The sequence below is a fragment of the Streptomyces sp. NPDC016845 genome, from assembly GCF_044332585.1.
Classification (GTDB): Bacteria; Actinomycetota; Actinomycetes; order Streptomycetales; family Streptomycetaceae; genus Streptomyces.
The window spans coordinates 1-13,500 of record NZ_JBIRPI010000035.1; the positions used below are offsets into that span (position 1 = coordinate 1).

The window sequence follows — 13,500 nt, forward strand, 5'->3', positions numbered from 1 at the left end:
GTGGGGGTGAGGTTCTCGCCGCCGGCGACGATGGTGGTGATGTGGTGGGTGGCCTGGCGGGTGGTGAGGTGTGCGGCCAGGATCTCCAGGTGGGAGGGGGTGGCCTTGAGGAAGCTGATCGGGACGTCGGTGAGGATGAGGTCGATGGCGGCGTCGAACGCGCTCTTCTTCGGCTGGGTTTCGGGGATGGCCAGGCGAGTCCCCTGGATGAGGGGCAGGAAAAGAGCGGTGATGGTGAGGTCGAACGTCACGGAGGAATACAGGATCGTCCCGATCCCGTCGGGTTCGGTGACGGGGTAGTTCTGGTCGCACCAGTGGAGGTAGTTGACGACGCCGCGGTGTTCGAGGGCGACGCCCTTGGGGCGGCCGGTGGAGCCTGAGGTGTAGATGATGTAGGCGAGGTCGTCGGGGGTGGCCAGGGGGGCCGGGTTGGTTGTCGGTCCCTGGGGCCACTGGGTGTCGACCAGGAGGTGGGGCGTGTCGGCGGGCAGTCGGTCGGTGTGGTGGCTGCTGGTGATGATGAGCGGGGCCTGGGCGTCGTCGACCATGTACGTGATGCGGTCGGTCGGGTACTCCGGGTCCAGGGGCACGAACGCGGCGCCGGCCTTCATGATGCCGAGCAGGGCCGCGATCAGTTCAGGCGACCGGTCGAGGCAGACTGCGATGAGGGTGTCCGGGGTGATGCCGGTTTCCCGCAGGTGGTGCGCGAGCTGGTTGGCGCGGGCGTTGACCTGCTCGTACGTCCACTGCTCGGCACCATGCGTAATGGCGATGGCATCCGGATCCGTCGCCACACGGTCCTCGATCAGAGAATGGATCGTGGCGGTGTCGGGGTAGGGGCCGGTGACCCCGTTCCAGTCGACCAGGATCTCCTGCCGCTCCCGCTGCGTGAGCATGTTCAGCTCGGAGAGGCGGGCGTCGGGGGTGGCCGCGACGGAAGCGGCGAGGGTGGCCAGGTGGCCGGCCATCCGCTCGATCCTCGCCCGCTCGAACAGGTCCGTCCGGTACTCCAGAACAGCGCGCAGTCCGTCCGACGACTCGACCGCCGTCAGCGTCAGGTCGAACTTGGCCACACCCCGCTCGATCTCGACCGGCTCGACGTCCGCGCCGGCCAGTTCCCAGGCCTCGCCGTCCGCGCTTCCCGGGGCTTGGAGGACGAACATGGTCTGGAACAGCGGGTTGCGGGAGAGGTCGCGCTCCGGCGCCACTTCCTCCACCAGCCGCTCGAAGGGCAGGTCCTGGTGATCGTAGGCGCCCAGCGCCGTGTCCTTGACCCGGTCGAGCAGTTCGGTGAACGTCGGGTCTCCGGACAGGTCGGTCCGCATCACCAGGGTGTTCACGAAGAAGCCGACCACGTCCTCGATCTCGGCCCGGTTGCGGCCCGCGATCGGGGTGCCCACGGCGATGTCGTCCTGGCGGGAGTAGCGGGCCAGCACGATCTGGAACAGCGACAGGAGCGCCATGAACAGGCTCGCACCCTGCCGGCCCGCCGCCTCTCGCAGCCTCTCCGTGACCTCGCTCGGCACCGTGAAGGTCACCACGTCGCCGGTGCCACTCGTGTGCGCCGGACGCTGGTGGTCGGTCGGGAGCTCCAGGGGCGCCGCGTGGGCGAGGCGCTCGCGCCAGTACCCGAGCTGTTGCTCCAGGGCCGGTCCCGTGAGCCGGCCGCGCTGCCAGGCGGCGAAGTCCGCGTAACGGACTGGCAGTCGCGGGAGCGAGGTCTCGCTGCCGGCCAGGGCCGCCGCGTACAGCTCACGCAGCTCGCGCGCCAGGATGCCCGAGGACCAGCCGTCCGACACGATGTGGTGCACCGTGAGCGACAGGTAGGCGTCGTCCTCCGCCAGGCGGACGAGGTCCGCCCGCAGCGGCCGGCCCGACGTGAGGTCGAAGGGGCGCGTCGCCTCGGTGCGCAGCACCTCGCGGCCGCGATCATCGGCGTGTGCGTCGCCCCGCAGGTCGTGCACCGTGACCTCCACCGGCCAGGGCGCGGTGATCACCTGCTGCGGCGTACCGTCATCGTCCGCGGAGAACGCCGTTCGCAGTACTTCGTGCCGGGCCACCAGGCCGGCAAGCGCCTGCTCCAGCGCCGCGACGTTCAGCGGACCCCGGACACGCAGCGTCGTCGGCACCAGGTAGTCGGCGCTCCCGGGGGACAGGCGGTCCAGGAACCACAGCCGCTGCTGTGCGAACGACAGCGACAGCGGGTCGGCGGCCTCCTCGGCGCCGCGCATGATCCGGTCCGCGTCCGCGCGCCGTCGCATACGGGACAGCAGCCGCGCCTCGATCGAGTTCTCGCCCATGATGATGTCCGTCCTCATTCTCTTCGTGTGGGCAGCGGGGTGTGTGCGTGTGGGCAGCGGGCCGCTGAATTCAGGAGGCCTGTTCCTGATCGTTTTCCTGCGTGTCGAATTCCTGCGTCGCGAACAGTTCGATGATCTGCTCCTTGACGCCGATGACCGTCGGAGTCAGGAAGAACCGGCGCAGGCCGATACGGACTCCCGTCACCGCCTCGACGCGGTTGACGAGCTGAATGGCGAGAAGGGAATGGCCGCCGATACCGAAGAAATCGTCGTGGATCCCGACCCCGACCTTTTCGAGTCCGAGAACCTCGGCCATGATTCCGGCCACCTCCTCCTCGATCTCGTCCCGGGGCGCCACGAACCCAGCCGTGATGTCGCTTTCCCCGGGCGCCGGAAGCGCCGCGTGGTCGACCTTGCCGTTCCGGTTGAGCGGGAGTTCCGGCAGGTCCATGAACGCGGACGGCATCATGGCCCGGGGCAGGCGCTCGGCCGCCCACTCGCGCAGCCCCGCGGTGTCGGCGATGCCGCCGGGCGCGGGTACGTAGTAGGCGACGAGCCGCTTGTCGCCGGGGACGTCCTCGCGGACGGCCACCGCGCACACACCCACCGCGTCATGGGTGAGCAGCACCGCCTCGATCTCACCGAGTTCGACGCGTACGCCACGCAGCTTCACCTGCCGGTCGATGCGGCCAAGGAGGTCGAGCTCGCCGTCGGCGGTGAAGCGGCCGACATCGCCTGTGCGGTACATGCGGCCACCGATGAACGGGTCGGGAACGAAGCGTTCCGCGGTGAGCTCGGGGCGCTCGTGGTATCCGCGCCCCACGCTGTCGCCGCCGAGGTACACCTCGCCAAGGACCCCCGCCGGTACGGGGCGGCGGTCCGGGTCGAGGACGTACACTGTCTGGTTCGCCATGGGCCGTCCCGCGAGCACCGGACCGTTGGGGTCGGTGCGTGACGCCCGCCAGTACGTGGTGTCGACCGAGACCTCCGTCGCGCCGTACAGGTTGATCAAGTCGCCGGGGAAGCGGTCGAGGAAGCGGGCCACCAGGGTCGGCTGGAGGGGCTCACCGCTGGCGAAGGCGTAGCGCAGGTGTGCGCAGTCCTCGGGCCGTGCCTGCGAGACGAACAGGTCGAGGAGGCTGGGGACGAAGTGCAGACCGACCACGCGGTGGTCCCGCATCAGCCGTGACACCTCGGTCATGTCAAGGCGGTCGGAGCCGGGCACCAGTACGACCGTCGCGCCCTGCCAGAGCGGCCAGAAGATCTCGTACGCGGACACGTCGAAGGAGAGCGGCGTGGCCTGGAGGAAGCCCTCGCCCGGGGTCAGCGGGAAGGCGTGCTCCATGCCGGCCAGGTAGTTCACCACCCCCCGGTGCTCGATGCGGACGCCCTTGGGCCGCCCCGTGGAGCCGCTCGTATAGATCAGGTAGGAGAGGTCGCCGGGTGTCGCGACGGGGTCCGGAGCGGTGACCGGAAGGGTGTCCGGCAGGTCGGTCGCGCTGTCGACGGCCAGCAGGCCGAGGCCCTCGGGCAGCAGAGCGGCGTGCGCGATGTCGGTGACGACGAGCGGCGCACCGGAGTCCTCCACCAGATACGCAAGCCGCTCCGCCGGATGCTCAGGGTCGAGCGGGACGTACGCGGCGCCCGCCTTGAGGATGCCGAGCAGCGTCCACACCAGGGCGGGGGAGCGCTCCAGGCAGACGCCCACCGGTACGTCAGAGCCGATCCCCGGCACGGCGCGCAGGCGGTGTGCCAACTGGTTCGCGCGCTCGTCGAGTTCGCGGTAGGTCAGCTCGTCCGCGTCGCACACGACGGCGATCGCGTCCGGCGTGAGAGCCGCTCGCTCCTCGAACAGCCGGTGCAGGGTCGCCTCGGCCGGGACGGGCGCCGAGGTGGCGTTCCACTCGGTCACGATGCGGTGCCGTTCGTCCGCGCCCAGCATCTCCAGCTCGGACAGTGCGGCCTGCGGGCGGGCCGTGGCCGCGTCGAGGAGGATCGTGAAGTGGTCCACGAGGCGGCGCGCGGTGGCCTCCGTGAACAGGTCGGCCGCGTAGACGACGGCGCCGTCCAGCGTGCCGTCGGACGCCTCCGCCAGATACATCGACAGGTCGAACTTGGCCTCGCGGACCGGGGACTCGACGGGCTCCGCCGTCAGACCTGGCAGGCTCCAGGCATCGGCGCCGGGCGTGTTCTGCAGCGCGAACAGGGTCTGGAACAGCGGGTTGCGGGACAGGTCGCGGTCGGGAGACAGCTCCTCGACGAGGCGCTCGAAGGGCAGATCCTGGTGGTCGTACGCGCCCAGGGCCGTGTCCTTGACGCGGGCCAGCAGCTCGCTGAAGGCCGGGTCGCCGGAGAGGTCGGTGCGCAGGACGAGCGTGTTGACGAAGAAGCCGATCAGCTCCTCCGTCTCGGCCCGGTTGCGGCCGGCGATGGGGGTGCCGACCGCGACGTCCCGCTGACCGCTGTAGCGGGCGAGCAGCAGCTGGAACACCGAAAGGAGCGTCATGAACAGGCTCGCACCGCCCTCGGCGGAGAGCGTCCTGGCGCGTGCGGCGACGTCGGCGGGCACCGAGAAGCGGACCACTTCGCCCTTGCCGGTGCGCTCAGCCGGCCGTGCGTGGTCCGTCGGCAGCTCCAGGGGTTCTAGACCCGCCAGGCGGTCCCGCCAGTAGCCGAGCTGGCGCTCCAGCGCCTCGCCGGTCAGCCAGGAGCGCTGCCACAGCGCGTAGTCGGCGTACTGCACCGGCAGCGGTGCCGGGGCCGCGTCGGACCCCGCGCCCAGAGCCACCGCGTACAGGGCGGACAGCTCGCGCAGCAGCACCCCGATCGACCAGCCGTCGAAGGCGATGTGGTGCACGGTGACCGCCAGGACCGCCTCCTCGTCGGCCAGGCGCACCAGCACGGCGCGCAGCATCGGTCCGGTGGCGATGTCCACCGGGCGCAGGGCGTCGCCGGCCAGTACCGCCGCGAGGGCGTCCTCGCGGGCCGGAGTGTCCGCGACGCCCCGCAGGTCGCGCACCAGCACCGTCACCGGGGCCGCGGGGGTGATCGACTGGACCGCCGAGCCCGCTTCGTCTGTGCCGAACCGGGTGCGCAGGATCTCGTGGCGCTCCACCAGCGCGGTGAAGGCGTTGTTCAGCGCGTCCACGTCGACGGCGCCGTGCACGCGGAAGGCGAACGGCAGCAGGTACTCGGCCCGGCCCGGCTCCAACTGGTCGAGAAACCAGAGGCGTTGCTGGGCGAAGCTCAGCGGCAGCGGGCTCCCGTCTCGCGGTAGGGCGGGAATGCGCGAGACGCCCGCCTCGTCGAGATCCTCCACGGCCGCGGCCAGCAGCGCCGGGGTCGGCGCGCCGAACAGGGCCCGTACGGGAACGTCGACGCCAAGCCTGCGGCGCAGCCGCGACACGACCCGCGTCGCGAGGAGCGAGTGGCCGCCCAGGCCGAAGAAGTCGTCGTCCGCGCCGACCGTGTCGATGCCGAGGACCTCGGCCCAGACGGCCGCCACCGTCCGCTCGGTCTCCGTGCGCGGAGCCGTGTACGCGGCGCCGAGGTCGGGCCGGTCCGAGGCGGGCGCGGGCAGCGCGCGCCGGTCCGTCTTGCCGTTCGGGGTGAGCGGGATGCCGTCCAGGGGCACGAATGCCGCGGGCACCATGTAGTCCGGCAGGTCGCGCTGGAGGTGGGCGCGCAGAACACCCGCCTCGACGGGCGAATCCGCGACGACGTATGCCACAAGGCGCGGGTCGCCCGGCACGTCCTCACGGAGGAGGACGGTGGCGCCGGTCACCGAGGGGTGGGTCAGCAGGGCCGCCTCGATCTCGCCCGGCTCGATGCGGTAGCCGCGCAGCTTGACCTGGTTGTCGCCCCGGCCCACGAACTCCAGGTGCCCGTCCGGGTGCCATTTGGCGAGGTCGCCGGTGCGGTAGACGCGCCGGGGAGTGCCGTCCACGGTGACGACGGTGAACTTCTCGGCGGTCAGCTCGGGCCTGTCCAGGTAGCCGCGCGCGAGGCCGGGGCAGCTGATCCACATCTCGCCCGGGACACCCACAGGGGCCGGCCGGCCGTGCCGGTCCACCAGGAACACCTTCGCGTTGGCGACCGGGCGTCCGATCGGTACGTGGTCGCCGGGGCCGGTGATCAGCGCTGTCGCCGCCTCCTGCGCCGCCTCCGTCGGACCGTAGCCGTTGACCAGCGGCACGGAGGTGTGGCGGAACCACTGGCGCACCTGCTCCCGCTGGAGCGCCTCACCGCCGAGCCGCACCAGGCGCAGTTCTGGGCCGAGGTCGTCCGGTCCTTCGAGCTGTGCGGCGAGCGCGCCGAACGCCGAAGGGGTCAGCCAGGCCACCGTCACCGCGTTGGCACGCAGCGCCTCCGCCAGCATCCCCGGGTCCCAGGCGTCGTCGCGCAGGACGAGGGACGCGCCCGAGACGAGCGGGGCGAACAGTTGTCCCACCGAGGAGTCGAAGGAGATCGACGCGAACTGCAGCACCCGGTCCTCGCAGGTGAGGTCGAGCTGCCGCCGTGTCTCCCGCATCCGTGCGCGCAGAGCGCCGTGGGTGATCTGCACGCCCTTCGGACGACCCGTCGATCCACTCGTGTAGATCACGTACGCCAGATCGTCGGGCCCCGCCCCGGGCGCGGAGTCATTGCCGCTCGGAGGGGAAAGCTCCTCGGGCCAGTCCTCCAGCAGGAGGCGCGGCGTCGCGGCGGGCAGCCGGTCGACGTGCGCGGGCCGGGTGACGATCAGCGGCGCCCCACTGTCCTCGATCATGTACGCGAGCCGGTCCGTCGGATAGGCCGGGTCCAACGGCACGTACGCGGCGCCCGACTTGAGGATGCCGAGCAGGGCGCTCACCATGTCGGTGCCCCGGTCCAGGCAGATGGCCACCAGCGTGCCGGGGCCGGCGCCCCGCTCGCGCAGCCGGGCGGCGATCCACTCGGCCCGCGCGTTCAGCTCCTGGTACGTCAGATGGTCCGAGCCGCACGTGACGGCGGGGGAGTGCGGCCGCTCGGCGGCGCGCTCCTCGAACAGCCGGTGGACGGTGACGGAGTCGGGGGAGTCGGTGTCCGCGCCGTTCCACGTGGTGAGGATCTCCCGCCGCTCCGGAGCCGTCAGCATCTCCAGGGCGGACAGCGGGGCGGTGGGGGAGTCCGCCGCGGCACCGAGCAGGGTCTCGAAGTGCCCGCCGAGCCGAACCATCGTCGTCTCGTCGAAGAGATCGGTGGAGTAGACGATGGTGCAGTCCAGACCGCCGTCCGCGGCCTCCGTCGCGTAGAACGTGAAGTCGAACTTGGACTCCTGCGCGGCCACGTCCACCTGCCGCACGCTGAGGCCGGGGAGCTCCCATGAACGGCTGTCGGGAGTGTTCTGCAGGACGAACATGGTCTGGAACAGCGGATTGCGGGAGAGGTCCCGCTGCGGTGCCAGCTCCTCCACCAGCCGCTCGAACGGCATGTCCTGGTGGTCGTAGGCGCCAAGGGCCGTGTCCTTGACCCGGTCGATGAGCTCGGTGAACGTAGGATCACCGGACAGGTCGGTGCGCATCACGAGCGTGTTCACGAAGAAGCCGACCATGTCCTCGATCTCGGCCCGGTTGCGGCCCGCGATCGGGGTGCCGACCGCGATGTCCTCCTGGCCGCTGTACCGGGACAGCACCGCCTGGAACACCGCGAGCAGCGTCATGAAGAGGCTGGCGCCCGTGTCGTGCGCCAGTCTGCGGGCACCGTCCGCGGTCGCCGCGGGGATGCCGAAGGTGAGCATCGCCCCGTTGCCGCTGCGCCGCGCCGGACGCCTGCGGTCGGTGGGCAGCTCCAGCACCTCGGAGCCCGCCAGCCGGCCCCGCCAGTAGTCCAGTTGGCCCGACAGCACGTCGCCGGTGAACCACGAGCGCTGCCAGAGTGCGAAGTCGGCGTACTGGAGCGGCGGTTCGGGCAGTCCGGCGGCGAGCCCCGTCACCTGGGCCGTGTACAGCGTGGTGAGCTCACGCGAAAGGACACCCACCGACCAGCCGTCGAACGCGATGTGATGCACGGTCAGTGACAGCAGGTGTTCCTCGTCCGCCAGCCGGAGCAGCAGGGCGCGGGCCATCGGAGCGGTGGTGAGATCCATCGGGCGGAAACCCTCGGTGTCCACGAGCGCGGTGGCCGCCTCCTCACGGGCGGCGTCGTCCGTCACGTACCGCAGGTCGTGTACGGCCAGCGGCAGCGGGCTCGGTGCGTCGACCAGCTGGCCTGGGGTGCCGTCCTCGTCGGTGACGAAACGGGTCCGCAGCACCTCGTGCCGCGCCACCAGCTCCGTCAGCGCCGCGTCGAGTGCCGCGACGTCCAGCGGGCCGCTGATGCGCAGCCCCATCGGGATCAGGTATTCGGCGCGGCCCGGATCCAACTGGTCCAGGAACCACAGACGACGCTGCGCGAACGACAGCGGCAGCGGCCGTCCGTCCCGGACAGCGCGGGGGATCGCGGTGGTGTCGTCGGAGATGGACGGGGCCGTGAGGCCGTCGGAGCCGTCGTCCGTGCCGTCCTCGAACATGCGGCGGGCTCGTTCCATCGCCTCCTCGGCGAGAAAGGACGCCACAGTCCGAATGGTCGACGGCCCCGGTGCGAAGGGGGCTCGGAATTCCGAGCCGAAGTCCTCCGCGACCCGTCGGGCCATTTCCGCGGCCTGCTCGACGGTGCCGCCCAGTTCGAAGAAGTCGGAATCCGCCGACGTCACCTCGGTGCCGAGAACCGACCCCCATATGGCGGCTATTCGGCTTTCCGCCGGTGAGAACGGATCACGCCCCGCATCCCGGCCGGGTGCCGGTGTCGGGGGCGCCATCGGATTCGTAGTCATGCGTCCACCAGTTCCTCGTCGTCGACCCGTAACGGCCCGTAACGGAAGGCCCTCGGAAACTCAGCCGACTTGATGCTGGCAGAGCGATCTTGACGAGATAACTGGTTACTTCTGCCCGCGGGGCGTGGGCACTTCTGCCCGTACGTGCGGTGGTCGGGGTGGATGCCTGGGCCACCGCACGCGGGCCCTGCCGCTGCCGCGCCCGTTCAGGCCGCGGTCTGAACCGAGGACTCTTCCCGCGGTTTCTGCTGCGGCAGGCTGCTGGCCGCGGAGGCCGTGCTGTCCGTGGTGCCCGCGGAGTCCACGGTGGCGGTTTCGGGCGCCGTCCGCTTGCGCATCCCGGACCACTCCCGGCTCATTCCTGGCACGACGATGGCCACCAGGTACAGCCCGCCCACGATCCACAGCGCCGTCGACGTGCCGGTCAGGGTCACCAGGCCGGCCCCCAGCAGCCCGCCGAACGGGATGCCCGCCCAGGTGACCGCCTGCGCCAGTGTCTTGACCCGGCCCAGCAGCGGTGTCGGGATCAGCTCGTACGTCACCGCGCCCACGATCGGGTTGACGAAGCCGGACCCAAGACCGCCCACCGCGAGCACGGTCAGCACCAGCCACAGCGGTGCCCCCGTCGCCATCGCCGCGAACCGGGGCAGGCCGCCCAGGGAGAAGCCGATCAGGTAGACGGTGCGCCGCGGCAGCCGCTCGGCCACCCCGGCGGCCACCAGAGCCGCGATGATCGACGTCGCGGCGAAGACGCTCACCACCAGGCCGACGGCCTGCGCGCCGTTCCCCGACTCCTTCGCCCACACCGGCAGCAGCACGGACATGAACGCCTGGTCCAGAAGGTTGGTCACCGCGAGCATGCCGACGATCGACCGGAGCAGCTTCGCGTCCCGGAGGAAGACCGCGCCCTGGCGGAGCTGGGAGAAGTAGCCGCTGCCGTCCTCGACCGGGACCTCGTGCGGCTCGGGCACGGGGTCGGTCAGGGTGGACGAGACGATCAGCGCCGACACCGCGAACAGCGCGGCGGTGACCCACAGCGCGTACAGGCTGCCGAACGCGGTGACGACGACGCCCGCCATGGCAGGACCGACCGTGGTGGCCGTCCGCTCGACAGCGGCGGAAAGACCGGTACCCCGCTCGATGGGGACGCGGGCGGCGCGGGTGGCCGACGGTACGAAGAGCCCCTTGGCGCCGTTGGCAGGCCCGTCGGCCGCCCCGACGACCGCCAGCAGGGCCAACAGCACACCGAAGGGCAGACTGCCGGTCAGATACAGCAGTGGGGCGGTGACCATCGCGGCGGTGGACAAGAGGTCACCCGCCACGCTGATCCGCTTGGGTCCGACACGGTCGATGATCGGGCCCGCCAGTGCCTGCGAGATCACGTACGGGACTATCTGGCAGAAGGCCACCAGGCCCGTTTTGCCGACGCTGCCCGTGGTCGTCAGGACGAACCAGGGCAGGGCGATGGACAACACCCGGTTGGCGGACAGAGCGGCCGCGTAGGCCGCCAGCATGCCGACCAGACCGCGCAGGACCCTGGGGTGTGTGTCCGGCGCTTCCTTGGTGACTGTGTGCTGAGTGGGCATCGGTCTACTCCATGTCGTCGGGCTGGGTGGCGTGCCGGTCCTCGCTGGTCGGGAACAACTGGAACTGGAAGGAGATCCGCGCCGCGCCGTCCGGCGGCTGTGCTTCGGAGGCCGCGGCGGCGGAGGTGCGCCGCCGGAGCAGGGTGTGGATCTCCGCCGCCAACTCCTTGGCCTCGGCCGGGGTGAGCGTCAGGGCGTAGTCGCCGAAGTCCTGCGCGTCGCGCCACTCGGGCGTGAGCGACGGGGTCGCCTCGATCGCCGCCATCAGGGCGCCGGACCAGACCTGGCCGAGAGCCTGGAGATAGGCGCTGCCGAGCCCCTCGCTGCCGTCGAGCACCTCGTCGTCGGGCACGACGGTGTTGGCGTGCGCCGCCCGCCACCACCGCTCACGCCGTCCGCCCCGGGACGGCTCCTCGGTGATGAAGCCGTACTCCGCGAGCTGCCGCAGGTGGTAGCTGGTCGCCCCGGTGTTCAGATCGAGCCGGCGAGCCACCGTCGTGGCCGTGGCGGGCCCCTCCGTCCGCAGGCTGGTGAGGATCTGCACCCTCAGCGGGTGCGCGATGCCGCGGAGGTTTCGGGGGGTCAGATGCACCTGGGACGGCTGCTGAGGCTGCTGCTGCGGGTGTTCCATGACCATCAAGATAGACCACACAGAAGTCTGTGCATAGAAGTGCGTGCAAAGAAGTGTGTGCGAAATGTGCTTGGCGAGTCGGAGCGCAACTCCCCGGGGATGGATCGGAGTTGCCGACCTGGAGAAGGCCGTCAGCGGTCGGCTGGAAGCGTCGCGGGCAGTGCTCAGTGCTCAGTGCGCAGGTGGAGGGGGTGGCCTCCGGTATCGGCACCCGGTGGGGGTCGCGGCTCCCCGCTCATCGGTGTCTGTCGCCTGCCGGCAGCCCCCGTGTTCCCGAGGGGGCGAAGGAACGCGCTTCGCGCTCCGGCCGGGTGGTGCGTGGTGTCCGTGCAGGCGGCGGTGAGGCTGCCTGCGTACGCGTCGGTGACGACGGCTGCGAACGAGGTCCATCGCCCGGCAGGGCTCAAGCGCCTTCGGCCACGTTCCGTGAAGCGGGCGAGGACCGGTACGCCGCGCCAGCTCAACTTGGCCGACATGGCACCGATACGCTCATGGTCATGAAGGCAACGGAACCGACCATCCTCGCAACTTCCGGCGGGCACAGCCTCGGAGGACGAACCAGAGTGGTATTCGACGCTCTGGTGCATCACGCGGTTGACCTGTCCGGTGTGCACGGCCGGCGGCCTCGCGTCATGTACGTAGGCACCGCCATCGGGGACGCCGAGCACTTCACGGCCCGTATGAACGAGGCCGCGCGGGTGGCGGGGTTCGAGCTGACGCCTCTGCAACTGTTCCCCATGCCCAACGTCGAGGATGTCGAGGAATCGGTTCTCGACCACGATGTCGTCTGGGTGATGGGGGGCTCGGTGGTCAATCTGCTGGCGGTGTGGAGAGCGCATGGTCTGGACAGGATCCTGCACCGAGCCTGGCAGGCCGGTGTCGTACTCAGCGGAGTCAGCGCAGGCTCGATCTGCTGGTTCGAGGGAGGCGCGACCGACTCGTTCGGGCCGCAACTGCGCCCGGTCACGAACGCCCTCGGCTTCCTGCCGTACGGCAACGGCGTGCACTACGACTCGGATGAGGGGCGACGCCCGCTGATCCACCGGCTGGTCAAGGACGGCAGCATCCCCACCGCTCACTGCACGGATGACGGAGTCGGCCTGGTGTACCGGGGAACGGAACTGGTGGAGGCGGTGACGGAGATCAGCGGTAAGGGCGCCTACATAGTCAGCCGCGACGGATCCAAGGCGGTGGAGGAACGCGTCGAGCCTCGCAAGTTGGCCTCGTCCGGGCGGTGACCGGATGCTGCACCCGTGGAGCGAGACGAATCGCAGCTCTGGCGAATCACAGCTCTGTGGCCGCTGATGACTTCCTGATCCGCTGACTGGTGCGTAGGCATTGCCGGGTCGTGCGCCGGGGCAGCAAAGTGACCACTGCCAGGTCGCGTGAACCTCGCTGACCTGCGGGAGTCTTTCATCGCCCCAGACATGTGTCGAGTTCATCACCTACCCCAGGGTGCGTTCTGTCAGCCGGCGAGGTGGCGCCCGGTATGAAGCGACGGAGGCGACGGACGGCGACCCCCGTGGCGCCTTGCGCAGCCGGCGAACAACCAGTTCCCACGTGTGCGTGAGGAGGACCGCACGGCCGGGCAGGGCGGGTCCCTGAGTCGGTGCGCCAGGATGAGCGGATGCCCGAGAGCGAAGCGGATCTGCTGGCGCTGTTGCGTGGACCTGATGATCCGGATTGGTTGGAGCTGCCGCGCAACTACGAGCGTGGCGAGACCGCCGCCCGGGCAACGGCTTTTCCAGAATGTCACTGTGGAAGCCGCTCCTTGGACCGGCTTCCACAGTGGCGGTCATTCTCAGTCGCCTACGAGATGCAGCTCCAGGTCGGAAGCCGAAGCGCAGCGCTCGGCAAGGACACGCATGCTCTGTAGGAGATCTCGTCCTTTCCGGTCCTTGCGTTGATCCAGGGTTTCCCAGGTGGCGTCCAACTCGGCGATGAACTGGGCCATTTCGTCCGCAGTCAGAATCTGTGTGCGGTACGGATCCACCCGGTTCAGCATCGGCAAGCCGCTGTGAGAACACATGTCGGCGAACAGATCATCGCTGTCCCATACGGAGTCCAGCCGTGTCAGCCGGCGACCTTTCGAACTGGTCCCTTTCTGCGACACCTGCACCAAGGTCACATCAACACCCATTCCGGAATCCT

General features: G+C 70.2%; 6 protein-coding genes. 1 reads left to right on the forward strand and 5 read right to left on the reverse strand.

The window, feature by feature from the left end; genetic code table 11:
* From ACH4RC_RS39570 to ACH4RC_RS39585, 4 genes are all read right to left on the reverse strand, one after another.
* A partial coding sequence (locus ACH4RC_RS39570) for a condensation domain-containing protein (protein WP_398209439.1) occupies nt 1-2,318 on the reverse strand: 2,318 nt, incomplete at its 3' end.
* Nucleotides 2,319-2,370: 52 nt separating this feature from the next.
* A complete protein-coding gene (locus ACH4RC_RS39575; protein ID WP_398209441.1) occupies nt 2,371-9,132 on the reverse strand; it encodes an amino acid adenylation domain-containing protein in 6,762 nt (2,253 codons plus the stop codon).
* A 206-nt stretch (nt 9,133-9,338) separates the two neighbouring features.
* Nucleotides 9,339-10,718, reverse strand: coding sequence for an MFS transporter (locus ACH4RC_RS39580; protein WP_398209443.1), 1,380 nt, complete (start codon nt 10,716-10,718; stop codon nt 9,339-9,341).
* Between the two features lie 4 nt (nt 10,719-10,722).
* Nucleotides 10,723-11,349, reverse strand: a complete 627-nt coding sequence (locus ACH4RC_RS39585) for a helix-turn-helix domain-containing protein (protein ID WP_398209444.1) — start codon at nt 11,347-11,349, stop codon at nt 10,723-10,725.
* 497 nt (nt 11,350-11,846) lie between these two features.
* On the opposite strand from ACH4RC_RS39585, the gene ACH4RC_RS39590 reads away from it, so the two are divergent.
* Complete coding sequence (locus tag ACH4RC_RS39590; protein WP_398209481.1) at nt 11,847-12,587, forward strand: Type 1 glutamine amidotransferase-like domain-containing protein; 741 nt, start codon at nt 11,847-11,849, stop codon at nt 12,585-12,587.
* A gap of 563 nt (nt 12,588-13,150) precedes the next feature.
* On the opposite strand, the gene ACH4RC_RS39595 is transcribed toward ACH4RC_RS39590, so the two are convergent.
* Entirely contained in the window at nt 13,151-13,489 is a 339-nt protein-coding gene (locus ACH4RC_RS39595; RefSeq protein WP_398209446.1) for a hypothetical protein, read from the reverse strand.
* Nucleotides 13,490-13,500 lie beyond the last annotated feature (11 nt).

Bases quoted from the DNA above. Each gene is read 5' to 3' on its own strand.
- ACH4RC_RS39580 (WP_398209443.1), bottom strand. From the start codon at position 10,718: ATGCCCACTCAGCACACAGTCACCAAGGAAGCGCCGGACACACACCCC.
- ACH4RC_RS39575 (WP_398209441.1), bottom strand. From the start codon at position 9,132: ATGACTACGAATCCGATGGCGCCCCCGACACCGGCACCCGGCCGGGAT.
- ACH4RC_RS39595 (WP_398209446.1), bottom strand. From the start codon at position 13,489: ATGGGTGTTGATGTGACCTTGGTGCAGGTGTCGCAGAAAGGGACCAGT.
- ACH4RC_RS39590 (WP_398209481.1), top strand. From the start codon at position 11,847: ATGAAGGCAACGGAACCGACCATCCTCGCAACTTCCGGCGGGCACAGC.
- ACH4RC_RS39585 (WP_398209444.1), bottom strand. From the start codon at position 11,349: ATGGAACACCCGCAGCAGCAGCCTCAGCAGCCGTCCCAGGTGCATCTG.